The organism is Burkholderia sp. Bp8963 (genome assembly GCF_003854275.1).
Lineage (GTDB): Bacteria > Pseudomonadota > Gammaproteobacteria > Burkholderiales > Burkholderiaceae > Burkholderia.
In genome coordinates this window covers 1-26,215 of sequence record NZ_QTQP01000076.1, presented here as the reverse complement: position 1 = coordinate 26,215, position 26,215 = coordinate 1, and the positions used below count along the sequence as shown (strand labels likewise).

The window sequence follows — 26,215 nt, the reverse complement described above, 5'->3', positions numbered from 1 at the left end:
TGCGCCAACGCTCCCACATTAACGCCTTCTGGGTATCTGTATAGTAGATCCGCCGTCTCTGTTTCATGGCAACACTCCTTGCTGCTATGCAGCCTCAAGTGTGTTGCATCGACGGGTTGAATCCGCAACCATTTTCTGCCATTCGCATGCAGCCTCAGGCGGACACTCGAACGTCAGCTCCGCACCCAGACACCGGGCGTTCGCTGCCTCAATAGCCGCCAAGTGATCCGGGGGTCCAACGATAAACAATGATGCTGGAGCCGTTGTAGTTGTCCTTGGTGATCACGTACTCGCCGGTCGACCGCTGATACGACCGCAGGCCATACATCGAATCCACGTCATTGCCGACGTACACGGTGCCGGGGCTGCTGTTGATCAACGTGTTGTCGAGGCTGCCTGTGGTGAGATTGAACGCGTCGATGTTGGGCACGGTGTGCACGTAGCCGACGAACAGATAGTTGCCTGCTGCCGTGATCGACTTAGGATTGGCGCTGGTGAGGTTGATCACCGGATTGGGCGCGCTGGTGTTGCCCGCGAGCCAGCCGTGAAACACCTCGATCCGCGTGCCGATCGCCGTCCAGTCCGTGCTGCCGACGATGCCCTGCGCGAGGATCATGGTGTCGCTCTCCGGCAGGTAAATGATCCGCGTCAACGGCGCGATCGTGCCCGGTATGGGCGTCGATACGCCAGCGCCCCAATTCGGCTTGCCGCTGGCATCGAAGCCGGTCAGCGGGTAATGCCAGATCGCGTTCGTCTTGTCGAGTCCGGCCCAGACGTCGCCTTTGCTGTCGAGGCAAAATCCGTTGCGGACCCTGGCGGTCGCATTGAACGCGGTGCCCGGCAGCGTGGCGTCCGGGATCGCGATGTAGCCGCTTGCGCTGTTGAAGTGGAAGAAGTAGAAGGTGTCGGGATTCTGGCCGGCCGCCACGAGGATCCGGTTTGCGCCGACGGCGGCGAGTTGGCCGAAATGCTCGCCGCGTTCGTGATCGTAAAAGTTGATGCGCGGATCGGACGGATAGGTGATCGGATCGACTGTGTTCGCGACGAAGGTTCCGCCGGCGGAGCCGGTATAGAGATTGGCGCCGCTATAAAAGTAGGCGCTGTCGGTGGCCGGGTCCGGCGCGACGATCCCCTCGAAGTTGAGAGACTGCAGTTTCCAGCGCAGATTGCCGACGCTGTCGTACGCGTGGATGTCGGTGCCGCCGTCGCGGCCGAGATCCCAGGTTCCGCCCCAGGGGTTGTTGAGCACATACAGATTGCCTGTGGAATCCTTGCCGATGCCGACGACGCGGGTGAAGCGCTTGTCGCCGACCTGGCCTTTGGTACCCGCGGTCGTGTCGAGATAGCCGCCCTGAACGCCGAACGTGCCCGCCAGAAATGGCGCGCTCGAGACATCGTAGATCTTGATGTTCATGTCGGGACCCTGGTCGCCGACCATCAGATGCGTGGTCGACGCATCGAAATACAACGCGGACGGACGGGAGGCCGAGGACATCTGGATGGTGTTCAGCGGCGCGCCCGCGGAATTGAATTCAAGGACCGCACCTGCGTTCTTCTGCACGACCCAGAGATTTCCCGCACCGTCCAGCGCGAGCGCGCCCGGCCCGGAGACGGCGATATCGCGCTGCCAGACGCCGTCAGTGGTGTAGACGCGCACGCGATTGCCGGGAAAGTCGCTCGCGTAAAGTAGCGAGCCGGACGTCGCGAGTCCGGTGACGACATCGGCGTGCCGTTCCGTCGTCGTCGCGCTGACCGGGATGAGCAGATCGCGGGTCCGACTGGTTCGGTCGTACCGCCCCACGGCGCCGCTGCCGTACGCGGCATTGAACTGCAACGCGGCGAAGATCGACGTGGCGTTGCCGGTAATCGCGCTGCCCTGGAATTCGTTGTGCGCGCCGAACGAGCCCATGCTTTGGCCGTTCTGGTAGATCGCGACCCCGCCCTCGTTTTCGTCCCATATGGACGCGGTATAGATGACGCCTTCGGGCGCAGTCCACATCGAACGCGCGACGCTGCCGACGTGGCTCGTGTTGGTCCCGTAAGTGTTCGCCAGCCAGTCGGTTGTGTATGCCGCGTGACACGCCGGCGCCGCCGTGCCGATCAGTATGGCGGCAAGAAACACAGCATGTCTTGGGTTCCAGTCGCTGAATCCTCCCGTGGTGATCGCGTTGCGCGCCAGGGCGGCGAATACCGCTGGCGCCGCCAGCAGCGCTTTCGACAACGCCGGAAACCGGCTGCAGATGGCGACAGCACCGCCGCGCATCAGAATATTAAGACGCGACTGAAGTCGCGTATCTTTCCGTCTCATGGCGCCCTCCCGATGTTCGCTTCATACGACGCGCAAACAGCCACGAATGCATCACGCGACCGCCCGTATGTGCGCCGCAGCATTCGCAAGCGCCGTGCCAAACACTTGGCCGCACCGCTCGGCTGGTGGCCCAACGGTCGATCAGAACAACGGAATGGAAAAACGCCGGAAAAACGTTTCAGGATTGAAACGGAATCGAGCAATCTGCAGCCGCTGCCGTCCTCGATGCGCCGCACCATTTGCGCCAGCAATGAATCGGCGGTTGCGAAGCGCCGGAATATGTATCACGGCTGATACATGTCGCTAATGGAGGCCTCGTTCATAGCGACAGCATCAACTGCGTCGTCGCAAAGATCAGATAGTCGAGCGCTCGATATAGCGGTGGCCGAAGGCCGCTCGTCCTATCAGATGGCACGGAGCACCCATCGGCCGATGTGACCGAGTGAATGGCCGTTATACCTGTGAAAGCTGTCGTCGGGGTGACTGTGGGTTGAGGGGCCGAAGTGGGTCGTCTGCGGTCCTCGCAGCGGGCGGTTAGCCGTCATTCGAGGTAACTGCTGGTCCGTTGACTGAAAAGCGACCAATAGCGGCCATTGGTCGGCGCCCGACCCGATGACTGCTTTGGCCGAATTGTGCTCGCAGGTCGTTCGACAGCCTCCGGAGTATTGCAGCCGTTCCAACGGCAGAGATCTTCGCTGGCTGAACGGCAGATTGTGGCCGAACCCGGACCGACGACGAAGATCTCGGCTCTTCCTAAATCGAAGAGACAGAGACCGTCAGGAGGTTCATTCTTTCGCAGGCCCCGATGCGCGGCGAAATCCGCTTTCGTCACGGATCGTGGCGTTCATACGCGCCGCGCCTGATTCTCTGTCATGGCGCGCGGCGGCATCCAGCCGGATGCGCAGAGTCCAGTTCAATGACCCACATCGACGCCACAACGCCACATACATCGGCGCAGATCAGGGGTGATCGCTTGAGACAGACCGGGGATGCCCGGTCCGTCAGCGGCAAATCAGAGGCCGCACTCCGCCATGTGGTGCAGAAGATGAGCGCCCTTCTCGACTCGATCTTCATTGTCGATGCCACCAGTTTGCGGTATCGCATAGAGACGCGTAGCGGTACTCGTATCTATGCCGAGCGACTTGCACATGCCGTCCCAGGCTTCGCAATGCACTGCGGCGCTGGGCACGCCCGCGATTTCCCATCCCCCGGCAACACTGCGGATCTTCAGGCCACTATTGACGAGAACAAGGGCTCGTCGCGCCGTTTCGAATCCGGAGAAACTGTGCGGCCAACCCTCGTTGGCGATCCGGTTTCTCGTCAGACCGCTCTTGACAACGATCGCAAGCAGGTAAGGGTCGCGATAGTTGCTGCTCAGCCGTGCCTTGTCCAGCATACAGGCCTGATACCCGCCCATCGGGCTGAGGGTGTAACGGCCCGACGCACCGTCACGCATGGCTTCGTATTTAACGAAATAGTATCGCCAGTCCTTGCACGTGTCGGTCGCATTCAGGTAGGCCTGGCGGATCTCCGCCAGCGTGAGCCGTTGAACGCTCAGGTCATCCAAAAGCGCCATCAGAGGGGGCAAGGCCGGGTGAACGCTTTCGCCTTTTTTGCCGCGGAAGAGTTCACGCCACGGCTCGTCGTTACGGGGGGCGCCGAAGTCCGCCAGGCTATGGCCCGACCCACGCACCTCGTTACGCGAGTAATCGCCTTTCGCCAGCAGTGTGCCGGTGACGTCCTTCCAACTTTGCCCTTGAGTGGCCTTATCGAATGTCGAGATAAACGTCTGGGCGCGCGCACTGAATTGAGATGTGTCGAGATCGAAAACGGTGAGGCCGCCGCGCAACAGATCGTGGTCCTCCAACTTGTAAAGATCCGCTTCCAGTTCCGGCGCCGCGCGTAGCATGTCGGCTTTCGCGATCTCGTTTCTGACCTGAGCCTGATTGAACGTGGCAACCTTCGCAAGGTCTCCATCCCGAACAATCGCGACGATCTCTTCCAGCAGACGCGGCATGCTGTTGCGCTCGCCGGTGCGGATTTCGTCCTTCGACGCTTCAATAAGATTCCGGATCAGACGGAGCCGGTTGGGTTGCCCGCTCCCTGCTTCCTTGCGATGCACCAGCACGCCGTAGAATTGGAGAGTATGAGCCAGAGTCCATCCGTTGGATCCGTAGCGCCGGCAGCAGGCGCCGAACAGGTCAACACCTTCCTTATCGATCGGATTGAACAGGAGTAGCGCGCTGTCGCCGCTATTCTCCGTCGTGGTGCCGGAGCGAAAATACTTTGAGAACTCCGCCTGGACGTCGACGTTCTTCCACGTGTCGAAAGCGTGGAAGAGGAACTCGATACTTTCGCTGGAGCGCGGAGCTTGCGCGCCATAGACCCGCTCTGCCAGATCGTCGTCGTGCGTCCACGAATTGAAGTCGATGTTGCTCCGCCACGCGTTCACTTCGGTAATAAAGCGGAAATAGCTCAGAAACTCGTTATCGATGAGATTGCTGGTATCGCGATACGGCCAGAGAATGTCGGACCATACGGTATCGACGTTCTGGGCGAATTCATTGGCGATCTCCGGATCCTCGGCCTTCCTTAACAGCGCTTCGAAATGCGCCTTGAAGTTCTCGAAGTCGGTGAGCAGCTTGCCACGCGAATTCATTTTGATGTACAGGCTGTCGGTCAGGCCGTTTGCCTTTACCGGCAGCACGTGGAAGCGAATCGCCGGATTCAGCGGGTTCGTGAGCCGTTCCCACGCACTACGGAACTCCGAAAATCCGGCCTTCACAAAGGTGGCGTCGACTGTATCGAGCACGGTCAGCATCGACTGAATGGTCGGATCATGTCGCCAAGTGGGCAGATAGCTCGGCTGGTCCGTAATCCACTCGGACAGGAGTCTATCGAATTCCGGGCGGCAGTTCACGAGGAACGAACAGAAGTCGCGCGCGCCGGGGCGCGTCGCGTAGCTAAAGCGGGACCAGGGCTGCTGCGTGCTGTCCACGCCCGTTCGCCAGGCGAGATAGCAATGCAGCAGGAACAGCGTGGTCAAACGTTGCTGGCCGTCGAGCGGCGCAAACTTGCCCGATTCTTCCACGTCGCCGAATACGAAATCGAGGTCGACCGGCTCGCCTGCAGTCATCAACGCGTCGCATAGCGTGCCGACGAACTGCTCACGAATCCGTTTGACCGCTTGTGTGTTCCGGCCTTGCGCATAGTCGCGCTGAATGAGCGGAATCTCGATCTCGGTGATCACGAGGTTGGAGATTTCCCGTCCAAAGAGCGTAGCGAAGCTGACGAGCGACGGCGGCACCGAAGATTGAGGCTGGGGAGCATTCATGGAGTAGAAAGTGGTTCCGCGGTAATTAGCTAAGGTACGACTTGAGCAGGTCGCGAATCGCGTCGAGATAACTCGTCTTGTCCTTCTCACTCCAGAAATGCGGTTGCTGCGCATCAGCCGCCGCGTAGTACTTCAGGAACACATTCCGCGTGCACGGCGGCACGTATTTCCCCGCACGATCCAGCTCCAGGATCATCTGACGCTTCACTTCAAACACCGAGCTGTTCAAGCGGCTGTTGTCGCTGCTCGACAGCAGTGCAAGGTTGCGAATGGAATGATCCGCCAGCGTGTCAGTGTTCAGCAACTGCAGTATCCGCATGCTCAACGCGTTGAACCGTTCGCCTGTGAACCCGCCCGACTTGCTGTTATCCATCTCGCTAATAGCGGCCTGAATGTCCGTTTTCAATTGCACATGACTCACGTGTTGCGCGTCGAGTGCGTCTATCGCGCGTTCGTGCGTGGTGAGCCATGTCCGCCACTGGTCCGCCTTGTTGAGTGCATCCGCGTTCTGCGCGTGGATGTGTTCGAGCGACCAGCGCTGTCCAACGTGATGGACGAACGGAAAGCGCAGCCCAGCCCGGCTGCAGGTTTCGACGTTCATGAGAAGCAGCAGATCGAGGAGTTTCGGATAACCGCGCTTCTTCTCTTCGTAGTCGAGTTCTTCGAGATCGTCATCCCGTACGCCGAGGTGATTCGTGATACTGCTCGTCAGGTATCGCTCGAATTCGCTCTTGCGTTTGCCCTTTGCAGCGGTAACGACATCGCCGATTTTCGCGCCCGTGGCGACGAGGTAGCCGATCCGGTTGTACGCGCCCGGCACATCGTGCCAACCGAGAATCTGTGCATGCAGCGCGACGACCTCCCTCCAGAATCCCGAGAAGTCTTTCTCGATGAGTCCCTGCAACGCTTCGAAGGTTTGATGTCGTTCGTCTGCGTCGTTGTCGCGGGGCTGCTGGTCGGCCAACGTGTCGAGCAGCAGACTGATGCGTGTGGGATATCGTTCGTCGTCCGTGCCCGATTGCGGGCCAGCAATGAACGACCAGATGTCCGGGTGGTGCAGATCGCGCTCGATTCCGTCCCACTGCGCCGCGATCTCGTGCGCGCGATCGGACGACACGCTGCGTGCCTTGGAGAGAAGCGCCGCTTTGACGAGCTCCGCATCGTTCAACGGAATTCGACCTACATTGAGTCTGGTAAAGAGGGGGATCGCCGCGACGTGAATAGGCGCTTCGTACCAAATCACGCGCACGGAATCGAACAGATAGCTATGAATCTTTCCGGCGGCATGGTTGAGCGCATAAATGTCGCCATGGCGCTTGAACCATGTGTCTATGGCCTGATACGCCTTGTAGAGGTGAAAGTAGTCGATGTTCGTACAGTGGATCGCTTCTTCGAGCGTTTCAAGGTACTCCTGGCTACCTGGGCGGGTTTGATACAAGATCGTGTAAGGCGCACCGAAACCCTGCTTCGCGTCCTTCTTCATGTAACGGAAGATCAGGTAAAGCGTGGTCAGGCGCTGCTGGCCGTCAATCAGTTCCCATTGCTGCTTCTCGGGCTTTTCCGCATCGCGGTGCAACTTCACGACAATTGGTTGCAGGCTGTAGCTCTTGCCGCCGCTGGCCCAGATGTCGTCGAGCAGGCGTGTGACGTCCGATGGCCCCCACCGGTAACCGCGCTGATAGCTCGGCACAAAGAAATGCCCGCGTATCGCACCAACCGTCTTGTGGTCGAGTATGTACGATTGACCGCCGCTTGCCGGTGCGATCGTCGAAGTGAATGCTGTCATCCGTTTCTTCCAACCGTTATTTTCATTGATTCGTGTCGACACGCCTTGGGCAACCCCGCCGGGGTGCCGCTAGCTCGACATGGAATCAGGCTGCGTTCACAAAGCTTTCATTGACGTTCAGATCCCGCACGATCACCCGGCCGTTCGCGATGATGTGTTTGAACAGGCGTTTATCCTACTCCACGAATATGTCCGGAAACTCGCCGAACGTATTGCTGCTGAGCACAAACGCGCCGGCATCGGCGGCGGCGTCGAATATCACTTCGTCGGCATTGTGTGCGTAGAACGGCCTGATAAGCCTCCGCACGTTATTGCCGAGGCGCGCTTCGATACCGCTGAGAGTCGTTTTTGCCTGCCGACGGATGCTGGCTTCGAAAACCACCTGCTCGGCGTGGTGCGGCGCGATTTCCTTGATCATTGCCACCAATGCGCGGCCCGGTAGAAATTCGTTGTTCCGGCGACTGCAGGGCAACCAATAGCGGCCCTCGGCCGGCGGTCGCCCCGATGACCGCTTCGGCCGAATTCCACTCACCGAATGCAGGTCACCCCTGTCTCCATCCGCCATTCACCCTTTCACATGCGCCAGGATCGACCCAAACTCCTTCTTCCACAGCGTATGCCCGCCAACCAACTCGCTGCAATCAAGGTTCTCGATCTTCCTATGCCGTAGATCAATCCCGTGATACCCGATCGGCGCACTCATCCACGCATTCGCCCCTTGGTACAGATACTTGAGCACATGATCCTGCTCCGAGAAGCAGTTGTAGATCTTGCCCTTCACCGCCTTGGTCGCAATTTCCCAACCCTCGACGTCCTTCTCACCGCCACCAACCGCGCCACCCAGCAGATACACGTCGTCGATAACCGCCCCCTTGGTCCGCGTCGACAACGCCTCAAGCGCGTAATAAATGGCCCGCGCACCGAGGGAATGTCCCGCCAACGTGAAGGTCCACCCCGAAGTTCTCGCGATCGCGTCTGCAAGCAACACACCGGTCATGCTGGCCTTGACCATTGCGCTGTGCCACGGATTGCCGATCACATCCGCAATGTTGCTGGCCATCGAGAACGGGCCGATTTTTTTGGCACCTTCCTTCGCCGCCCTTTTTCCGAGTTCTTTCGCCATCTCCAGACCCGCTTTCTGCGGAGTCTTGGAGACCATCATTCCTAGCTTCTGCAGGTTCTGCGACTCCCAATCGACGTGATACCAGGCGTCCTCGTCGAAGTAGTCGCCCAGATGCTGAGTCCAGTCCTCGACGTCCCGATTGTCCTGCGACAGAAAGCCATTCACGAAGATGACCGCATGCTTGTTCGACTTTCTTCCGTGATTCACCTTGTGAATGCCGAAGTGATCAACGGTGCCGAAATAGCTGTTGCTGATCATGCCGCCCTGATAGGCACCAAGGGCCGCGCCAGCGGCCGTCACGATCACGACGCCGCCCATCATCGTGCCGCCACCGATCGCCGCCAGGGATGCGCTGGTCAGCGCAGCACCGCTCAACGTACTGATCGCCGTTCCGGTACCCGCCGCGCCAAGGAGACCCACCGCGCCGAGCGCGGAAGCTGCGGCCGGTGCCGCAAGCACGGCGAGCGGCGCGAAGACCGTGACACCGGCGACTGTGCCGGCAGCGATCTTTCCGATCCGCAGAAGGTTGGTCGAATCACGTTCGAACAATTTTTTGAAGTCCGCGAGATCGTCGATTTTCAGATTCAATCGCTCGAACGACGCGATGGACCCGTCATGCTCGGCACAAAGCTCGTCGTCCCACTTCTCGCCTGTCTTGGCCATGTGCTTGCAGTAACGGCATTGCACCGTCTTTTCGCCGCAGCCGACGCAGCGATAGATGTTCCTTCGGAGATAGTTTTTCTCGACGAGCTCGTGATGCGTCAAAGTCCCACACCATGAGCAAGCCGCGTGCTCCGTTTCGTATGTCATTTTTCTGCTCGGTTCTTATTGTTGAACTGGAGAAGGCTCAGCCCGGAACTACTCCAGCAAACTGAAAGCCCTTCTCTCAATACTGCACAAGTATCGTCACCCGTCGATTCGCCGCCCTAGCCGCCGTATCATCCCCCACCACAAGCGGCAAGTTATCGGCCCTACCAATCGCCGCGAGCCGATGCGACTCAACACCCCGCTCAACCAGATACCGCACAACCGCCCCCGCCCGTGCCGACGACAACTCCCAATTCGATTCATACTTCGCCGTCGAAATCGGCGAGCTATCCGTATGCCCTTCGACAAGAATATTGCTCGCCGGATGCGTCTTCAGCACGCCCGCAATCCGCGCAAGCACATCCGACGCATCCGGCAGCAACCTCGCATCCCCAACGTTGAACAGAATCTTCGCGTTGATCCCGATCTCGACACCATGTGCGGCGTTCGTCACCGTCACCTGCCCTTGATCCTTCAGCGACTTCAGCAGCGACGACCATTCCTGCGCAGCGTGCCGTTGCGCATCACTAGCCTTATCCCCCAGCGCCTGCGTCCCCATCTGCTGCGCGAGCGTCTGATACCGCGCCTGAAGCGCGTTGTACTTCGCGAGCTGCAGCACATAAAGCGCAAGAAACAGCACCATCAGCGTGGTGACGAGATCCGCATACGAGATCAGCCACCGCCCGGACTGCGAGCCTTCGCCACCGTCCTCGTCATGCTCGGCGGCATTGGCCGCGAGACGCTTGCTACCAGATTGCGCGTACATAGGTCAGAGCCCGTATTCGTTAAGCGAGATGTCAACCACCCAAAACCACCACCGACACATCAAGCCAACGACTCCGCCGCCCGCCCCCGCACCTCCCCCGTCAACCGCGTCTCGATCGTATGCGGCGACTCCTTCCGAGAGATCGCGAGCAGCCCGTCGAGATAAAGCTTTTGAAACCGAAGCTCGCTCTCCAGCTGCGCGCGCAGCTTCCCGTACAACGGCAGAAACACGAGATTCGCCAGCGCCAGCCCATACAACGTCGCGACAAACGCCACCGCAATCCCCGGCCCGAGCTGCGCCGGTTCGAGAATATGACTCGTGACCTGAATCAGCCCCATCACCGAGCCAAGAATCCCGAACGTCGGCGCATACCCGCCCGCCTGCTGCCACACCCTTGCCGCTGCCATATGGCTGCGCTCATACGCATCCAGCTCACGCTGCAACGCATCCTCGAGCACCGCAGTCGTCACCCCGTTCGCCAGCAATTCCAGCCCCCGCCGCGCAAACGGATGAATCCCGCTGACATCCATCGATTCGAACGCGAGCAACCCGTTCAGCTTCGCCTGATCGCCCCATTCGAGCAGATCGGTCAAGCTCTTGCGATCGACCTGCCGCGCCCGCACGAACGCTAGCCGCAGCTGCTTCACCGCATCGAAGAACCGCGCCCACGTGTTCTGAATCATCACCGCGCCAAGCGTCCCGCCCAGCACGATGACGAACGCCTCGACCTGAAACAGCGTCGAGAAATGCCCGCCTTCGAGCGAAAAACCGAACACGATGGCCGCGCCACCGAACACCACGCCGAACAGCGTCAACAGGTCCATGTCTCTCTCCGGCCGGCCGCACGCGCTGGGCGGCCGGCATCGTCATCAGTCCACCGTCGGATCAACGCCGCTCATTACGCAGCATCGGCATTCGGCGCCGCCGCCCCGGCCGGCGCCTTGATCGCCCGCACCGCATCGAGCAGCCGCTGCTCGATATCGCCGACTTCAACCGGATCGAGCTTGAGATCGCGCCGCATCACCCACGACACTTCGTTGCGCCGCGTCTCGGTCATCACCGAGAACAGCCGATCTGCAACCGACTGATCGTCGGTGCTCGCGATCAGCTTCGCGAGATCGTACGTATCGAACGCACTGACCACCTCGAACAGCGTCCGCTGATCGACCCACGCCAGATCCTCCAGCGCCTTGATATCGCCGCCGCGCCGCACGTTGCGGCGCGAGAAATACGCAACGCCCTTCTGCTCGACGAAGTTGAGCACCTTCGACTTGCGGAACGCGAACACTTCCTCCGCGATCTCGCCGTGCGACAGCTTGTTGAGCAGCAACTTCCGCTCGACGCCGATCAGCGATTCGAGATCGGCCAGCTCGATCAGCTCGAGTTCGCTGCTGATCGAAATATCGAGATCATGATCGGCGACCTGCTGCGCGCGATCGACGATGCGTGCCGCATCGAACGTGACGACCTGTCGCGCATCCGCGGACGACGCATAGTCCAGCGGCGCGCCGCCGAGTTGCTCGGCCTGCGCGGCCGCGATCGTGACGAGATTGAGTTTTTCCATTCGCCGCAGCATCGCCAGCACGTGCGGACGCGAATGACCGGCGATCGCGCGGCATTTCTTGGTCACTTCGGCGAGCGATACGGACGCTTCCTCGGCTTGCGCCTGCATCGGCCGGCGCGCCCATGAGTCGCCGCCGTCGCGCCGTTCCCCGCCCGCCATCAATGCGAGCACGTGCGCGTAAGACAGCACGCCCGGCATGAAATCGGCGTGCGTATAGGTTGCGAGCTGGTCGTCCTTGCGCTTCACGCGACGGATCATCGTGCGAACGATGTGGCGCAGCAGCGCCGACACCTTCTCGATCTCGTCGTCGAGCATGCTCGCGGGCACGACCGTGAGCTGGCAGAACGACAATGCCTTCGCGGTGTGCCCGCGCGGCTCAGACGCGAGCAACGCGGATTCGCCGAAGAACTCCCCTCGGCCCAAGGTTGCGACGACAACCTTCTTGTCGTCGCATCGCGTCGAAAGCTCGACCTTGCCATCCGCGATCAGGAAGAGAACCGCCTCTCCTCCGAATCCTTCCGAATAGATGACTTCGCCAGGTGACGCTGTGCGCGACCACGATTGTTGACGATTCACGATGTTCCCCTGATGCGCTGGCTGTTTTGTTCGGCTGCGTGCACGTTTCAGACGTGCATCGACAGCCGTTCCCCGTGTAGCGGTTTACGACATCGAAAACACGGTTCTTTAGCGGCTCTCAGCGCGCTCTGGCGCGGGATTTGATGTGAAACGTTTGCGTTTTGACTCAGCCGTAGGCAGCGGGCAGATTGTGTTGTGTTTCTCCGGGAAAACGATAGTTCGCGGTGCGTCACGCGAATCGGTCGATGTGACTTCAGGCTTTACGTTTGCCCTTCAACACGCTCAACGGCGTGTTGAAGGTCCATCGTCATTCACTCGTGCAATCCCCACGACACGAGCACCCCATGGATGTTGCGCGCGTATTCGTCGCGCAGTTGCGGCGTTTCCGAGTGATAGGCGCCGATCGCCTGCCATGTATTGCCGTAGCGCACCATCTTGCGTTTCAGCATCCACGCGGCGACATAGATGTTCACGCATGAATCCTTCAGCGCGCCCGGCGGCACACCGTACCGGCGCAACTCGCCGAAGTGCACCGAGTTGATCTGGGTCTGGCCGACGTCGATGCTGCCATCCGCGTTGCGATGCACGGCGCCCGGATTGCCCTTCGATTCGTACCACGCGATCGCCCGCAGGATCCGCGGGTTGACACCCTGGTAGCCGGCCGCACGTTCGAAACACGCGTCGCCGGCCTGAGCGTCATCCGCGCGCGCCGGCGCAACGACAACCGCGCCCACCAACATCAGGAACGACAGCCATTTCGCGCAGCCACGTCGCTTCGATGCAAGCCAAACGTTTGCCATGATTTGCCAGCCGATTCTGTTCAGTCGCTTCATTTCGACATCGCCAGTGCGGACGTGCCGTAGCCGATCGCACGGCGATCGTGTGCCGGCTGATCGAGCGCGTCGTCGAGCTTCTTGTCGATTGCGGCAAGCGCCGCGCGCGACTCTTCCGTCACCACGAGACGCACCTGAAACTCCGGCGCGTGCTTCACGGGCAGCGTGTGGCGCGACTTCCTCGCGTGATGGCTGCTTGCTGGCGCCGGCGTGTCCACGTCCGCCGCGCCCGCGGTCGGCGGCAGCGATGCGAGCGGGGGCAGCGGCGGAAACACCTGGGTGGGCGCGGCAGACGCAAGCGGCGTGCTGTCGGCAGGCTGCGCAGCGAAGGCCGTGCCGCAGACGAGCACGGTTGCGCAAATTGAAAGTCGTAGCATCGCGAGCGCTCCCATCACTGAGTCGGGCCGAGCTGAACGGTGTATGGCTGGCAACTGCCGGCCGCCACGTTCTCGACGTGAACCGATGCGGAGCGCTGCGTCGCCACGCCGCGCCGGATCGACTGGTTCAGGTAACCGAAATCCTGCGGCCGCGCGGCCACGCGTATCGTCATCGGTTGCGATTGTTTCGACGCGAGCGCGCCGACTTTCGCGAGCACGGCGGTCAGTTGCGGATCGCGTGCGCCGAGCGCGTCGGCCGGGATCACGAAATCGACCAGCTTCGCCGACGAAAGCGATGCGTCGTTGTGCGCATTCGCGTCCTGATGTCCGGGTTGAAGTTGGGCGCAGCCGGTCAGAGCGGCTACGACGACAAAGATGACGAACGGCTTCACGTGCTTGACTCCCGATCACTGGACCTGCGTTATCGGCAATCCATTCGGGAGATTTACCCCTTTCTCGCCCGATGCCCGTCGTGACTGGAGCGCACACGTGTCGTCGATTCGTCCTATTTAAGCGCCTCCTGATCAGATGCCATTCATCCGATATATACCTGCGTCACGGTCGCGATGTGCGTGCAGCGTGCTGCAATGCGTGCGTATTTCGGACGCTCGTGAACATCACGATCGGTGGTTCGTGCGCACCCATTTCGGCAGGTCATGACAACTGCGACGACGTCGCGAACACCGTCCACGTCGGGCTGGTGGCGGCAAGGAACGGTCATTGGTTGCTCACGGTAATGCAAGTGTGATCGAACCTGCACTGATAAGCGCGAACGAATTGACCGTTTAGGCGGAAATGCCTACTGCCACTTGTTTTGATGTGCACCTATGATTCTGTTCGTGGGCGGCCGCAATCATGCAAGGCAATCGCGCGGAGCCCACGATGCGGAATCTCATACTCTGTGAAAGTTATGTAAGGGATGGGCGTTAAATTTCGTCCGCTCGGGGTGACGCAAGCATGCATATTTCACTTTTTCAAGTCATAAAAAAGCGGATCGTACTGTAGACATCCAATGCTGAAAAATAGAGGTGAATATGAAAAAAATGGCGCCGGCACCAAGCAAATGGATGGCTTTAATTCTAGGGATCTTAGCGATGCCGCTGGGGATGCTCTATGTGGCACGAGCATGGTGGGCTATTTTATATCTTGTACTTAGTTATTCATGCGCGATTTATTTGTTTTGGCTCGCATCCGTCCGTGGCGAGTCATATGAAAAATATTACATAATTATTTGGATCATTTATTTTGCATGCGGCCTGCACGCATACCATACCGCAAGTGCTCGGAAGCCAGAGGATGTGCGACCTTGGTACAGCCGTTGGTATGGGTTGCTTGCATTTCCGATTGCTCTTGTCATCGCAATCTTTGGCGTTCGCTCCTTCGTCTACGAACCGTTCCGAATTCAGAATGCTTCGATGGAACCTTCTATTGAAAAAGGATCGTATGTGGTTGCTTCAAAATGGGGATATGGAAACTACGGAACCTACGGGATCTCAATCGTCAGAACAGCGATTTTCGCTCCGGTGCGACGTGGGGATATTTTGGTCTTCCAATACCCGCTCGACCCAAGAATTAGTTATGTGAAGCGCGTCATCGGGGTACCTGGGGACACCGTTGGCTACGGAGCGAACACTGTAATCGTAAACGGCGTTCCAATTCGATCAAATTTGGAGTATTCGGCAGCTGATCATCGAGCCATCGAAGAGGTAATTGGTGACGTATCTTGGGATACCCGGGTAAAAAAATCAATGCCAATAATTGATTTTGATGTCAAGGTGCCCAATGGCCAATATTTTGTACTTGGCGACAATCGCGCCCAGTCGTTAGACAGTCGCAACTGGGGATTATTGCAAAAAAATTACATTATCGGGAAAGTGACATACGTTTTTGGGGCGGGCAAATCTGAATTACACAGACGCGGTTTGGAGGGATACTAAAATCGAACAGCCATTCTCCGCAGTTGTCGAGCACCATGAACTCAACCAGCATGGACACCCTAACCCCGAAGCACCGGTTGCGGTCGACGGTCTAGGTTGTGATTGTATTGGCGTGTTGACTGCGTGATGCGATTCCCTTGCGCTGATCGAATGTGAAGATGTCAGGAGGCGATATTGGCCGCGCTGTGATGCAAAACGAACACGCACTGAGAAGCCTCCGTCTGCGAGCGTTTCTTCTTTGGCCCGTGACGATGTTCGGCCTCGCGGAGTTGATGTGGTTCTTTGAAGCGAGGTCCACCACAGCCTCGACCGTGTTTCTTGTGCTGTTGATATGGGTTATGTTCTTTCGCGACTATCGCGACGTCGTAAGGCTTACCACATTTCGTTGCCCGCACTGTAAAGAGAGATTCTTCTACACGAAGGTGGGTTGGATATTTGGCTATGGAAATCTCTGGTCCAACAAGTGCGTACACTGCGGGCACCGCGTAACTTAGCGACGGCACCTATGTTCGGCCTCTGCGATGCCCCAAGCGAAAGGAATTAATACCATGGCTAACGATAGGCCACGAAGATTATGGAAATTTTGCGAGGCGATCGCACTGACAATGTCGACAATATCATTTTTCTCTGGAATATTTCTGCCTGTCTATTTTGTTAACACGCGGCCGTGCGCGCCCGTACCGTCTGCCGGCAGGATTTATTTTCACGATGTTCATGGTCAGATTGCTTATCTCAGCGCATTTGAATATCGATCTCTTGATGTCTTGTTTGTGCTTGCCCTATTTGCATTTATAGTTTTCGCGTTTATCGAGCAATACAAACATCCATTCCGGTAAGAACCAAGTGCGTAGCTGCTTCAACGAGGCACTTCCGCTTACGTCGGCTCGGGCCGAGAAGCCGCTACTCTCCGGTGTCGACGGATGTCCGTTTGACATCAGATAGCGGACCTTTGACCCTCGACAATCCACGTTGCGTTAAAGAAACGACGCCAGGCCGCCTTCAGTCCTGCTCATACTTATCGCGCCCGTTTTCTCATTGGTTGGTTGCGAACTGAATCGCACCAGACACCCGTCGGGATCAAGCCTGTCGCGATGCCCTGCGACTGCCCTGGCGGCCACTTGCCGCCCCAGAGAAACTTTGGTGCCGGGCCGTGTCCAGAGGGTATTTGCATTGCGTGTGGCTATCGCCGTGATGACGACGCCAGTCCTTTATTGGCTCACGGTCTGGGCGATTCAGCATTTCGCAGTCCTTCAGATGGCACAAGGGTGGTGTCCAAATCGTTTGCCTGGTTTCACGCCAGTCCGCTTTCCTGGCTCACCGCCCCTGGCCAAACCTTTACCCGAAACACAGATGTGCATCGAAGGGTTTCTGGTCCCGCAAGATGTAATAGCACGCGCGCGCCAGCTTGTGCGCCAGCGCCTTGGTTGCCAGTGCGCGGTTCGTCCTGCTCTTTTTGCGATCGTAAAAGCTTCTGGCCTGCGGAGAGTAACGGATGGCAAAATTGGCGGCTTCCACAAACGCCCAGGCGAGATATTTGTTGCCGTTCCTGGTATTGCCTTCGCCCTTTTTCCTGCCGTTACTTTCCCTCAGACTATCGACGCAGCGGCAGTAGGAACTGAAGTTGCCGACCTGGGCAAAGCGGCTGATTGATCCGGTCTCGAGCATGATCGTGGTCGCCAGCGTGTCGCCAATGCCCGGCACCGTGTTGAGCAGGTGGTACTCGGGGCGCAAGCTCACTCGTTCCTTCAGCCGTTTCTCCAGCGATTCAATCTGTTGCCCCAGCGCCTCGCTGACCGCGCGGTTGGCCTCCACGGCGAGCGCCACATCGGGCGCAAACGCCAACTCCTGGACTTGCTCGGCGGTCAGCTGTTTGACTGCCTGGCTCTTCATTCGGGTTCCGGTCTGTCGCACCATGATGCCCTCAATCGACAGAATCTGTGCGGTGCGATAGCGCACCAGTTGCATGCGCTTGCGCGCCAGGTCTCGCGCCCCACGTTCCTCGCGCGGATAGACATAGCCCTCAGGCAGCAACCCCAGTCGCAGTAACTGCGCCAGATAGGCCGCATCGGCGAAATCACCGCTGTGCTTGAGTCCGTCGTACTTCTTGATGGCAGCGGGGTGGGCCAGATGCACCTGATAGCCTGCATCCATGAGTCCATCCACCAGCCAGTACCAGTTGTACGTGCTCTCAACGACCACGCCCGCCAATTCACCGCAGCAGGGTTCGAGCGCTGCATGTATCTGCGCCACATCGTTCGGCAAGCGCTTCTGATACAGGACCCGATCGTCCTCGTCGCTGACCACCACCACGCAGTTGTTCGAGTGCAGGTCTATGCCACAATAGTTCATGTCGGTCTCCGCAGGGTCAAAGTGCGTTTCGCAAACTGACTTTAACCCCGCCGCTTCACCGCGGCGAGGAGGCCGGCTAGATGATTATCATTTGACCCTCGACAATCCACGTTGCGTTCGTGCTACCAAGGATAGGAGCCCGAAGTTACTGGGCCAGGAACGCCATCGAACATGTCCCCAAAACCCAGCCGATCGCCAGACGCCCGCCCGGTTTGCTGGCCGCCTGGTCGCGGGTTTGACTACCGCATATTCAAGAAGGCGGCATAACCGCCGTACCGCTTCGGCATAGAATCCTCTGAGGAGGTTCCAGTTATGTCAGCGATCAAGCGCATCGATCCGGGCCATTCCGCCTATCAGGCCGCGCCGCACAGGACAACCCGCTACCCTGCGGAGCACATTACGTTGGCGGCCAGTTCCAGGAAGAGGCTGCGCCCCTGTGTGCCTCATCTCAAGGTCGGGCGCGGCAAGGTCGGCGTCGGCGGCAAGAGCAGCGATAAGTAGGCATCTGCAACCCCAATACGGCGTCGGGCTATAGAGACGCGGTAACGGGACGTCCCGCGCCTCATCGTCGCAGTTGTGCTAGCGGCGCAGGTCGGCCACTTCCGGCCATTCACCTGAGCGCTCAGATGGACACTCGAACGTCATACCCATTCGGATAGCGAACCTCAGTCGGTCGATCGCCGCCTTCGCGCCGTCAGATTTTGCGGACAGTCGCACGGAATCCGGTGCCGCTTTCCGCGTATGACTGCTTCCGCGTGAGCAGCGCTTCACTATCGCTGCAACGCCCACGCAAGATTGTTTTCGGCATCTTTATTACCTTGTTCTGTGGCGCGGCGAAACAACTTGATCGCCCGCTCCTTGTCACGAGGCACTGAAATTCCGAACCAATAGAACTTGCCCAATTCATTTTCGGAGAAGTCATCGCCCAGCTCGGCGGCCTTTTCGTAGTCTTTAAGAGCTCGTTCGGACTGTTTCATGCCTTGGTAAATTGCGCCCCTTTTGGAAAGTGCATAACTGTTATTCGGGTTCATGCTGATCAGCTTCGACAAAGGTGCGACTGCTTGCTCGTACTTGTGCTCGTGGATGAGTACGTCGCTCATTTGTGTCAGCATGCCCCGGTCGTTCGGCATCAATGCCAGCGCCTGGGCGTAAGCCTTTTCCGCGCCGGGATCATCTCTGTCGCGGTACATGACCCAGGCTTTATCTGCAATGACCATCGCTTCGAACTCTCGTAGCGTCGTTGCCGGTAGGGGGACCCGCCGACACTCGTCGACAAAGGCCGCCATCTGTTTAGCGCTCCCGCCCCATCTTGTCTGTATCGAGATGAGATAGGTGCGCCTGACCACTATGTTCCCGGGGTCCTTTTTGATGGACTGGTCGAGCACCTCGCGGCTTTCCTTGTTCGTACCAGTAAGAGCCTTCCAGATCTCGATCTCCTCCACATATGACACGGTGGGCTTCGCAGTCAATCCAGTAGACTTCGATAGATCGCGGAGAGCCATGCTGTGATAGGCCCTCATTCCCGCGAACTGTTGCTCGCTGGTGCTCCGAGCATATGCGTTGCCGCGCCTAACCCATCCCATTGCCTCGTAGTACATTCCGCGCGCTAACAAGGCCGCATATGACTGCGGAAACCGCGCGACCCATTGGTCGAACTTTGGTTCCAGGTCGGGGTCGGCGAAGTAAAAGGCACGGAATGCCTCGACTAACCGCTCGTCGCTGATCGAGCCATGCTCATATGCCTGCTGAACGGCGGTCATAGCATGATCCAGCTCGGCAAATCGGCCTTCTTTAAGTATGGCTAGCCTCTGCGCCGCATCGGGGTCAGTCGTCTCCGCCGCGCACCCGACAGCATGAAATGCGAGACATATCCAGCTACAGAGCAAGATTCTTCGAATCATTTTAGGTGCCTGGTACCAGTGAATACTTCAGATCAATCGAAATCGCAGTGTCTGAATATTTCCCGCGGTCAGCTTTATAGGTTATGTGCCATTTTCCCAACCATGTATGTTGGCGAAATCACCTACTTTCGAAGTCCAATACCCAGGTGCGCGATTGTCGATCGAATCCAATTCGACTCCAATCGGCGGTCAAACATTACGCGCTGACCATGTGCGTCCCCGTCGACGCGTTTCGCCATTGAAACGTTTTTTCGCACGCGCTCGAGAGCAGGTTTTCGAAAGCCATGACTGACCGTCCATGGTACGGTTCGTGCATGCGCGAATCAGGCTGATTTGTGAGCCACGGATTCAACCGGGACCGGCTTCAGTACGTTGGTCAATGTTTTTATCCGCGCCCCCAAAATTCCGCTCCCCAGGCTACGACGCCCGTGTCGTTTTCCTGTTTAAAGGAGTGAAGAGTGAACGCGGCTGCCCTGTTGGCACTTGTCACCGACAATTCGGCCGCCGGCCGGATTGCGACGATCTCCGATCTTGGCACGCTTCCTGGTGGTATCTTCAGCGACGGCACCGGCATCAACGCGCGAGGCAAGGTGATCGGCCAGTCGCAGATGGTGAATGGGGACCACCACGCTTTTTTGTATGACTATGGCACGATGACGGATCTAGGAACCATGCCCGGCGGCAGCAATAGCTGGAGCGGGCACATCGCACATCGCGGCATACTTGGACGAAGTGGCGACTGAGGCGGCGCCTCGTCCTGCCGGTGGACCTGTCGTGGACGATCAGGGTGCCGAGGCCGGAGTCGGTGGCGTAGATCATCGCCCCATGAAAGCGCAGGTCGTTCATTCTAGCGCCAGGCGGCAGGATGTCATCGTCGAACCGCAGCAGGTCGAGAATCCATCGGTGTAACTCGCGGCCAAAACAAATTTGAACGTTTACTCCTTTGGCTCAGAACATGGTGTTCGAGTGAGGGATGTTCTCAGGGATGGGCTGCAGAACGTCCCAGTGTTCGACGATCCTGCCTTTATCCAAACGGAAAATATCCATGACGGCTTCTCCTCGCGTACCTGGCTCTCTTACCAAATGGACGTGCAAGACGACGTAATCACCGTCGGCGAATACGCGCACGATGCTGCTATGCGACTGTGGGTACTTTTGCTTGAAAGCAGCCATGAATTGGCGGAATCCTTCCTTACCATCCGCGATATGGGCATTGTGCTGCGTGTAGGTTGGACCCATCAAGGCGATCGCCGCTTCGGCGTCCTTGTCGTTCAGCGCCTTGCTATAGAAGGCGACGACGGTCGCTTTGTTCTTTTCGATCTGCGTGGGTTCGTCCGCATGAGCGTTTGCCGCAGCGAACGTAATGCTTACCCCAAGAATGAGCGCTTTGACGAGAGACATTATTTGACTCCGAGCGACGTTAGACAATGGCGGCGCCGGACGCAACATCTTCACGTGCAGGTCGATCGTGCCGTAACCGACGCCAGCCTCCAGTGTCGAGTGGACCTCAACCTTGCGCCCTGTCCCTGTCACCAGTTGACATGTCGAACAGAGCACTCAGGCGGCATTTCTACTTCTGGAAAATGGAGATGTTTTCAGCAAGCCAGTGAGTCAAGGGCAAAGGAGCTTCCCCCGTCACCTCCTGGACAGTCGTGGTTGTTTCGCTCATTGCGGAGTCGCGGAACGCTTGGTCTAGACCGACAAGCAAATCTGCGACGAACGCTGGCAACCCTTCTGCTAGTAGAACCTCTCGCTGCTGCTCGAGGGTCCGCTCTCCGTAAATGACATTACGACCAAGCAGTTTTGAAAGTTCGTCCGCAATTTCATGCATCGTCATGGCACGCGGACCCGTGAGGTGATAAACACGCTGAGAATCAGGTTGCACGTGCTCGAGCAAAGCAATGCGTGCCGCTCTCGCAACGTCGCGCGTATCGATGAAATTGACCCGCCCATTGCCGGCAGCACCCGCCCACGAATCTGAAGCGATGTAAGCGGCAGACCGTTTGAGAACGTCCGCAAATGTGGATGGCCGCAGTACGGTCGAGGCAACAGCTTGTCTGGCCAGATGCGCCTCAATTTGCATATGCCACGCCATCGGGTTCAAGCGGGTCGGAGGCCCAAAGGACGAAAGCTTGACGACGTGACGGACCCCCGAAGCAACAGCGGCATCAATCAGCGCGATTTCGTTTTCCACCTGCTGCAATGATGTGCCATGTGAGACGAACAGACGCTCAGTGCCTTGAAGCGCATCGACGAGTGTACGCGGTTCATTGAAGTCCACTCTGGCTGCGTTCACTCCCGGTGGCAAATTTAGTGCATCGGGCGTGCGGGTCAAAGCGACGACGTCAGCAGGCTCTGAGGCAAGGAGGCTGACCAGCGTCGAACCGACGCGGCCAGTGGCCCCGGCGATCGCGATACGCGGTCGTTGAGACGTGACGGGTGAACCGACGGTCATGGCGGGTCCTTTGATGTATCATGGAACGAACGGTACAAGAATGTTGGAACTATCGTTCCAGCTTGTCAAGCTGTTCCTGAGGATTCCATGAGCGGAAAGCCGCAATTCGACGACGCGGCCGTAATCGACGCGGCCATGAAGGTCTTTTGGAGCCACGGCTATGCGGCGGCATCAATCAGTCACCTTACCGAGGCGACGGGCCTGTCCCGCTCCAGCCTCTACCAAAGATTTGGTGACAAGGACGGTCTCTTCCGTGAGGCGCTTGCGGCGTACACGAAGCGAGTGCTCAGTCGGATGAACGGAGTAGAAGAAGATACGGCGCGCGGGCGTCTCGAAGGGATCCTGCGTGCCTACTTGCCCGCGACCCCCGACCGGAAACGTCCAGCGGGTTGCCTGATATCGCGAAGCTGCGCAGAGATGGTGGACCTCACAGCGGACGGGAAAGCAGCTGCGCGAGCAAGCGCGGGACTTCAGTATGAGATGCTTGTAGGTCTCTTGCGCGATGGGATCGCGAACGGCGAATTGCCGAACGACACGCGCGTTGACGCACTCGCGTGGCTTTACCTCGGGGTCTTGCATTCACTTGTGAATTTGCCGCAGGCCGGCGCAAGTGCGGACGCGCTCGATCGCATGATTGACATCGCCATGTCGGCGTGGCCACCCTCCCCACACGCTCAGCCAGCGTCAACGTAAGCCGCCATAAATCCGGCAATAGCCCGCGTAGCAGCGGTTCGGGCGCGTTTGCCGTCAATCTTGCGGCTGCGACGCCATGCGTGCATCGAACGCTTCGCGGGCGGTATCGATTTCGCCGAGATGATCGAGCATCCAGTCATGGAGCGCCTTGAACGGCCGTTGCAGCGAACGCCCCAAAGGCGTGATCTCATATTCGACGGCCACCGGCGAAACGGGTATCACCGTGCGGGAAACAAGTCCGTTTCGCTCGAGCTTGCGCAGACATTGCGTCAGCGCTTTCTGGCTAACGCCCTCCAGATACCGCTTGATCGCGTTGAAACGCAACGGCCCGGCATCCAGCACCGTGAGGACCATCATCGACCACTTGTCGGATATCTGGTCAAACAGAAGGCGTGTCGGACAATTGACCGAAAAACGCTCACGCTCAGCGGACATGGTTTCCTCGAGTATCCCTAGTGGATGAAAAGTGCGTAATTGACACCAGGTTTCCGAAGTATACCATCGGGTCTGTTTTCAAACCCGGACGATTTAAATCATGCCGCTTTCTTCCGAAATCCTGTTTCAGCCCTTCTCCGTCGGTTCGCTTACGCTACCGAACCGCATCGTCATGGCGCCCATGACCCGCTCCTTCGCCCCGCAAGGTGTGCCTGGGCCGGCGAATGCCGCTTACTATCGGCGCCGTGCCGAAGGCGGCGTCGGCTTGATTATTTCCGAAGGCACCGTGGTCGACCGGCCCGCGTCCCGCAACGACCCCGGTGTTCCCTTTTTCCACGGCGAAACGGCGTTGGCCGGCTGGCAACGCGTGATCGACTCGGTGCATGACGCTGGCGGCAAGATGGGGCCGCAGTTGTGGCACGCGGGCGCGGTGAAGAGCTTTCTCACCGAATGGACGCCGGACGTGCCGGTGGAAAGTCCTTCGGGCTTCGATGCGCCCGAGGTCCAGCGCGGCGTGTCAATGAGCGATGCCGACATTGCCGATACCATCGCCGCTTTCGCCAAGGCAGCCAGCGAGGCCAAACGGCTCGGTTTCGACACGGTCGAACTGCACGGCGCACATGGCTATCTGATCGATCAGTTTTTCTGGGCGGGCACCAACCATCGGACCGACGCATATGGCGGACCTGGCATCGGCGAGCGGGGGCGGTTTGCGGCGGAAATTATTGCGGCTGTCCGCGCGGCGGTGGGTCCGGGTTTTCCGATCGTTATTCGATTGAGTCAGTGGAAACAGCAGGACTACTCAGCACGTCTGGCACGCACGCCGGAGGAAATGGCGCAGTGGCTGGAACCGCTCGTGGCCGCCGGTGCGGATGTACTGCATTGCTCGCAACGGCGCTTCTGGGAGCCGGAGTTTCCCGAAGTCGATGGGGACGAGGGGCTTAACTTCGCCGGCTGGGCGAAGAAGTTGACCGGGGCCGCCACGATCAGCGTCGGGTCGGTTGGGCTTTCCGGCGAATTTATGAGCTCATTTGGGGGAGAAAAATCGACTAGCGTGGGACTGGACGCGCTCGTCAAGCGGATGGATCGGGGCGAGTTCGATTTGGTCGCGGTCGGCCGGGCTTTGATTTCCGATCCGCAGTGGGTTGAAAAGATTCGCTCGGGAGAAGGCGAATTGCGAGGGTTCGAGGTGACGGCGCTGGGGGAGCTTGTTTAGTGAGCTTGTGATTTTGCTTGTGTCGGAGTGCCCCGGCCAGCGTAAAACGGCCGGGGTCAACCCAAGGCTCGAGTGGGCCATCAACATCAACCTGAGGAAGGTTCGTATGTCGAATACGTCGCAGATCGCTCTCATCCGGAAGTTGTACGACGCCGCGGGAGACGTGAATACTTTCAAATCGCTCCTGGCGGATGACGCCGAGTGGGATATTGCCGAAGGCTTCCCCAACGGGGGCGTCTATCGCGGTCTTGATCATACGCTCAGTGGTTTCTTCCCATTCATGGCCGACTTCGACGAGTTCTACGCGAAAGGGGATGAGTTCTTCGAGTCGGGCGATCACGTGATCGTTCTCGGGCATTATTTCGGTGTTTCGAAGAAGGGGCGGAGGGTGCAATCCCGATTCGCCCATTTCTGGACAATACGAGACGGCAAGATCGTGCGCCTGCAGCAGACCGCCGACACCCTTCTCATCGCACAAGCTCTGGAAAAATGACTGGAGCGCCGCGAATGGAACGAGTACAGCTGAACGGGGCGGACATCGAATACGATGTCCGCGGGTCCGGGGCACCGGTGGTATTTATCCACGGTGCGATTCTGTCGGATGGGTTCGTGCCGGTGATCGAGCGGCCCCTAATCGCGGAGAATTTTCAGATCGTCCATTACCGGCGCCGCGGCTACGCCGGTAGTTCACGCGCTCCGGCGGGCATGACGATGCAAGGGTGGGCTGGTGACTGCATCGCGTTGTTGAATCACCTGGGCATTGCGTCGGCGCACGTGGCCGGGCATTCCTTTGGCGCAGGCATCGCATTGCAGATGGCGATCGATGCCCCGGGTAGCGTGCGGACGCTGGCATTGCTGGAACCGCCGCTCGGGTCGTTGGTACCGTCCGGCGAGCAGTTCGCGGAATGGGTGGCATCTGTCTGCGAGATCTACGACTCGGGAGACAAAGCTGCGGCCACGGACATGGTTCTGGCAGGCGCGTATGGACAAGACTACCGGCGATACACCGACGGCGCCCTGCCTACGGGTGCGTTCGACCGCGCGGTATCCGATGTCGACACGTACTTTCAAGTCGAACTCGGGGCCATGCTGCACTGGAATATCACGACCGAAGACCTGAAAGATATTCGACACCCAGTGCTGTCGATGCGCGGCAGCGACACATTGCCGGTATTCATTGAGGGCGCCGATCTACTGCAGCAGTGGATTCCAGAAATCGACACGGTGTCGATACCGTGTGCGAGCCACGACTTGCCGGGCAGGAATCCCAGCGCCGTCGCCACCGGTCTCGTCGAGTTCTTCACCAAGAATGATCTGGATATGCCAGATGTCGAATAAACGGCGGTTCGATCTCGATTCAAGTGGCTGCGATGACCGTCGAGTGAACTAACCACGAGATGTAGTGTATGTCCGGTCAAAGCGTGGGCCGCACCTGCTGCTTGTCTCATCGCTCGGAATGACCACACCCGGGCATGACCGGGATCACTATCGAAGGCTACGGGTTATACCCCTCACCCGAGACCCTCGGATTCGTTCCAATGCCCGGGACGCCCACGGAACCCGCGTCTGCTCGCCGACCTGGCTCTGCGTTCGCCGCATCATGGTCGTGGCCCCGAGTCGATACTACTGCCTCTTTTGAATTTCGAGTGGGTGGTATCGTCTCGTTTTTCCTGTAGACAAGAAGGTAAATGATGCACAGCAAGCTGTTCGAAGCCGCCCTGGGTGTGAACGCTCCGTGGTTTGTGAGCGGTGTCG

At 58.8% G+C, this 26,215-nt stretch carries 24 protein-coding genes; 8 read left to right on the top strand and 16 right to left on the bottom strand.

Annotated features, from left to right (window positions below):
• Nucleotides 1-208: 208 nt before the first annotated feature.
• A complete protein-coding gene (locus DID96_RS34735; protein WP_260464131.1) occupies nt 209-2,308 on the bottom strand; it encodes an SMP-30/gluconolaconase/LRE-like region family protein in 2,100 nt (699 codons plus the stop codon).
• Nucleotides 2,309-2,320: 12 nt separating this feature from the next.
• Here DID96_RS34735 and DID96_RS34730 point away from each other — a divergent pair, with 12 nt between their 5' ends.
• Complete coding sequence (locus tag DID96_RS34730) at nt 2,321-2,602, top strand: hypothetical protein (RefSeq protein WP_124603710.1); 282 nt, start codon at nt 2,321-2,323, stop codon at nt 2,600-2,602.
• Between the two features lie 718 nt (nt 2,603-3,320).
• Here DID96_RS34730 and DID96_RS34725 read toward each other — a convergent pair.
• From DID96_RS34725 to DID96_RS34680, 10 genes are all read right to left on the bottom strand, one after another.
• Nucleotides 3,321-5,642 (bottom strand): DUF262 domain-containing protein, encoded by a 2,322-nt coding sequence (locus tag DID96_RS34725; RefSeq protein ID WP_185732461.1) that lies wholly within the window; start codon nt 5,640-5,642, stop codon nt 3,321-3,323.
• Between the two features lie 25 nt (nt 5,643-5,667).
• Entirely contained in the window at nt 5,668-7,428 is a 1,761-nt protein-coding gene (locus DID96_RS34720; protein WP_124603708.1) for a DUF262 domain-containing protein, read from the bottom strand.
• A 175-nt stretch (nt 7,429-7,603) separates the two neighbouring features.
• Nucleotides 7,604-7,846: a hypothetical protein gene (locus DID96_RS34715; protein WP_124603707.1), complete on the bottom strand. Its 243-nt coding sequence runs from the start codon at nt 7,844-7,846 to the stop codon at nt 7,604-7,606.
• A 147-nt stretch (nt 7,847-7,993) separates the two neighbouring features.
• Nucleotides 7,994-9,361, bottom strand: coding sequence for a DUF726 domain-containing protein (locus tag DID96_RS34710; protein ID WP_124603706.1), 1,368 nt, complete (start codon nt 9,359-9,361; stop codon nt 7,994-7,996).
• A 76-nt stretch (nt 9,362-9,437) separates the two neighbouring features.
• A complete protein-coding gene (locus DID96_RS34705; protein WP_124603705.1) occupies nt 9,438-10,124 on the bottom strand; it encodes an OmpA family protein in 687 nt (228 codons plus the stop codon).
• 59 nt (nt 10,125-10,183) lie between these two features.
• The gene (locus DID96_RS34700; RefSeq protein ID WP_124603704.1) at nt 10,184-10,948 is read right to left on the bottom strand and encodes a flagellar motor protein; all 765 of its coding nucleotides are present in this window, start codon (nt 10,946-10,948) and stop codon (nt 10,184-10,186) included.
• Between the two features lie 74 nt (nt 10,949-11,022).
• Nucleotides 11,023-12,264, bottom strand: coding sequence for a Crp/Fnr family transcriptional regulator (locus tag DID96_RS34695; RefSeq protein WP_124603703.1), 1,242 nt, complete (start codon nt 12,262-12,264; stop codon nt 11,023-11,025).
• Between the two features lie 311 nt (nt 12,265-12,575).
• Complete coding sequence (locus DID96_RS34690) at nt 12,576-13,004, bottom strand: lytic transglycosylase domain-containing protein (protein WP_260464133.1); 429 nt, start codon at nt 13,002-13,004, stop codon at nt 12,576-12,578.
• Nucleotides 13,005-13,093: 89 nt separating this feature from the next.
• Nucleotides 13,094-13,474 carry a hypothetical protein gene (locus DID96_RS34685; RefSeq protein ID WP_124603701.1) on the bottom strand — a complete coding sequence of 127 codons (381 nt, stop codon included), beginning with the start codon at nt 13,472-13,474 and terminating at the stop codon, nt 13,094-13,096.
• 14 nt (nt 13,475-13,488) lie between these two features.
• Nucleotides 13,489-13,866 (bottom strand): hypothetical protein, encoded by a 378-nt coding sequence (locus DID96_RS34680; protein WP_124603700.1) that lies wholly within the window; start codon nt 13,864-13,866, stop codon nt 13,489-13,491.
• Between the two features lie 642 nt (nt 13,867-14,508).
• Here DID96_RS34680 and lepB point away from each other — a divergent pair.
• A complete protein-coding gene (lepB, locus tag DID96_RS34675; protein ID WP_260464132.1) occupies nt 14,509-15,411 on the top strand; it encodes a signal peptidase I in 903 nt (300 codons plus the stop codon).
• 1,335 nt (nt 15,412-16,746) lie between these two features.
• On the opposite strand, the gene DID96_RS34670 is transcribed toward lepB, so the two are convergent.
• Nucleotides 16,747-17,760, bottom strand: coding sequence for an IS110 family transposase (locus DID96_RS34670; protein ID WP_124603698.1), 1,014 nt, complete (start codon nt 17,758-17,760; stop codon nt 16,747-16,749).
• Nucleotides 17,761-18,072: 312 nt separating this feature from the next.
• Here DID96_RS34670 and DID96_RS34665 point away from each other — a divergent pair, with 312 nt between their 5' ends.
• The gene (locus DID96_RS34665; RefSeq protein ID WP_124603697.1) at nt 18,073-18,261 is read left to right on the top strand and encodes a hypothetical protein; all 189 of its coding nucleotides are present in this window, start codon (nt 18,073-18,075) and stop codon (nt 18,259-18,261) included.
• 269 nt (nt 18,262-18,530) lie between these two features.
• Here the strand turns inward: DID96_RS34665 and DID96_RS34660 are convergent, their stop codons facing one another.
• Nucleotides 18,531-19,661 carry a DUF4034 domain-containing protein gene (locus DID96_RS34660; RefSeq protein WP_124603696.1) on the bottom strand — a complete coding sequence of 377 codons (1,131 nt, stop codon included), beginning with the start codon at nt 19,659-19,661 and terminating at the stop codon, nt 18,531-18,533.
• Nucleotides 19,662-20,119: 458 nt separating this feature from the next.
• Here DID96_RS34660 and DID96_RS34655 point away from each other — a divergent pair, with 458 nt between their 5' ends.
• Entirely contained in the window at nt 20,120-20,404 is a 285-nt protein-coding gene (locus DID96_RS34655; protein ID WP_124603695.1) for a hypothetical protein, read from the top strand.
• Nucleotides 20,405-20,609: 205 nt separating this feature from the next.
• On the opposite strand, the gene DID96_RS34650 is transcribed toward DID96_RS34655, so the two are convergent.
• Both DID96_RS34650 and DID96_RS34645 read right to left on the bottom strand, forming a co-directional pair.
• Complete coding sequence (locus DID96_RS34650) at nt 20,610-21,062, bottom strand: nuclear transport factor 2 family protein (RefSeq protein ID WP_124603694.1); 453 nt, start codon at nt 21,060-21,062, stop codon at nt 20,610-20,612.
• A gap of 169 nt (nt 21,063-21,231) precedes the next feature.
• Nucleotides 21,232-22,116: an NAD(P)H-binding protein gene (locus tag DID96_RS34645; protein ID WP_124603693.1), complete on the bottom strand. Its 885-nt coding sequence runs from the start codon at nt 22,114-22,116 to the stop codon at nt 21,232-21,234.
• An 87-nt stretch (nt 22,117-22,203) separates the two neighbouring features.
• Here DID96_RS34645 and DID96_RS34640 point away from each other — a divergent pair, with 87 nt between their 5' ends.
• On the top strand, nt 22,204-22,809 hold the full coding sequence (locus tag DID96_RS34640) for a TetR/AcrR family transcriptional regulator (protein ID WP_124603692.1): 606 nt from the start codon (nt 22,204-22,206) through the stop codon (nt 22,807-22,809).
• Between the two features lie 54 nt (nt 22,810-22,863).
• Here DID96_RS34640 and DID96_RS34635 read toward each other — a convergent pair whose 3' ends face one another.
• Nucleotides 22,864-23,244 carry a helix-turn-helix domain-containing protein gene (locus tag DID96_RS34635; RefSeq protein WP_124603691.1) on the bottom strand — a complete coding sequence of 127 codons (381 nt, stop codon included), beginning with the start codon at nt 23,242-23,244 and terminating at the stop codon, nt 22,864-22,866.
• Nucleotides 23,245-23,344: 100 nt separating this feature from the next.
• Here DID96_RS34635 and DID96_RS34630 point away from each other — a divergent pair, with 100 nt between their 5' ends.
• From DID96_RS34630 to DID96_RS34620, 3 genes are all read left to right on the top strand, one after another.
• On the top strand, nt 23,345-24,460 hold the full coding sequence (locus DID96_RS34630) for an NADH:flavin oxidoreductase (protein ID WP_124603690.1): 1,116 nt from the start codon (nt 23,345-23,347) through the stop codon (nt 24,458-24,460).
• A 106-nt stretch (nt 24,461-24,566) separates the two neighbouring features.
• Complete coding sequence (locus DID96_RS34625) at nt 24,567-24,953, top strand: nuclear transport factor 2 family protein (RefSeq protein ID WP_124603689.1); 387 nt, start codon at nt 24,567-24,569, stop codon at nt 24,951-24,953.
• A gap of 14 nt (nt 24,954-24,967) precedes the next feature.
• Complete coding sequence (locus DID96_RS34620) at nt 24,968-25,798, top strand: alpha/beta fold hydrolase (RefSeq protein ID WP_185732460.1); 831 nt, start codon at nt 24,968-24,970, stop codon at nt 25,796-25,798.
• The last annotated feature ends 417 nt before the right edge of the window (nt 25,799-26,215 follow it).

Coding starts and splice junctions, on each gene's coding strand:
- DID96_RS34705 (WP_124603705.1), bottom strand. CDS start 10,124: ATGTACGCGCAATCTGGTAGCAAGCGTCTCGCGGCCAATGCCGCCGAG.
- DID96_RS34720 (WP_124603708.1), bottom strand. CDS start 7,428: ATGACAGCATTCACTTCGACGATCGCACCGGCAAGCGGCGGTCAATCG.
- DID96_RS34730 (WP_124603710.1), top strand. CDS start 2,321: ATGTTCGCTTCATACGACGCGCAAACAGCCACGAATGCATCACGCGAC.
- DID96_RS34620 (WP_185732460.1), top strand. CDS start 24,968: ATGGAACGAGTACAGCTGAACGGGGCGGACATCGAATACGATGTCCGC.
- DID96_RS34725 (WP_185732461.1), bottom strand. CDS start 5,642: ATGAATGCTCCCCAGCCTCAATCTTCGGTGCCGCCGTCGCTCGTCAGC.
- DID96_RS34630 (WP_124603690.1), top strand. CDS start 23,345: ATGCCGCTTTCTTCCGAAATCCTGTTTCAGCCCTTCTCCGTCGGTTCG.
- DID96_RS34635 (WP_124603691.1), bottom strand. CDS start 23,244: ATGTCCGCTGAGCGTGAGCGTTTTTCGGTCAATTGTCCGACACGCCTT.
- DID96_RS34660 (WP_124603696.1), bottom strand. CDS start 19,661: ATGATTCGAAGAATCTTGCTCTGTAGCTGGATATGTCTCGCATTTCAT.
- DID96_RS34625 (WP_124603689.1), top strand. CDS start 24,567: ATGTCGAATACGTCGCAGATCGCTCTCATCCGGAAGTTGTACGACGCC.
- DID96_RS34735 (WP_260464131.1), bottom strand. CDS start 2,308: ATGAGACGGAAAGATACGCGACTTCAGTCGCGTCTTAATATTCTGATG.
- DID96_RS34710 (WP_124603706.1), bottom strand. CDS start 9,361: ATGACATACGAAACGGAGCACGCGGCTTGCTCATGGTGTGGGACTTTG.
- DID96_RS34700 (WP_124603704.1), bottom strand. CDS start 10,948: ATGGACCTGTTGACGCTGTTCGGCGTGGTGTTCGGTGGCGCGGCCATC.
- DID96_RS34670 (WP_124603698.1), bottom strand. CDS start 17,760: ATGAACTATTGTGGCATAGACCTGCACTCGAACAACTGCGTGGTGGTG.
- DID96_RS34715 (WP_124603707.1), bottom strand. CDS start 7,846: ATGATCAAGGAAATCGCGCCGCACCACGCCGAGCAGGTGGTTTTCGAA.
- DID96_RS34640 (WP_124603692.1), top strand. CDS start 22,204: ATGAGCGGAAAGCCGCAATTCGACGACGCGGCCGTAATCGACGCGGCC.
- DID96_RS34690 (WP_260464133.1), bottom strand. CDS start 13,004: ATGTTGGTGGGCGCGGTTGTCGTTGCGCCGGCGCGCGCGGATGACGCT.
- DID96_RS34650 (WP_124603694.1), bottom strand. CDS start 21,062: ATGTCTCTCGTCAAAGCGCTCATTCTTGGGGTAAGCATTACGTTCGCT.
- DID96_RS34645 (WP_124603693.1), bottom strand. CDS start 22,116: ATGACCGTCGGTTCACCCGTCACGTCTCAACGACCGCGTATCGCGATC.
- DID96_RS34685 (WP_124603701.1), bottom strand. CDS start 13,474: ATGCTACGACTTTCAATTTGCGCAACCGTGCTCGTCTGCGGCACGGCC.
- DID96_RS34665 (WP_124603697.1), top strand. CDS start 18,073: ATGTCAGCGATCAAGCGCATCGATCCGGGCCATTCCGCCTATCAGGCC.
- lepB (WP_260464132.1), top strand. CDS start 14,509: ATGAAAAAAATGGCGCCGGCACCAAGCAAATGGATGGCTTTAATTCTA.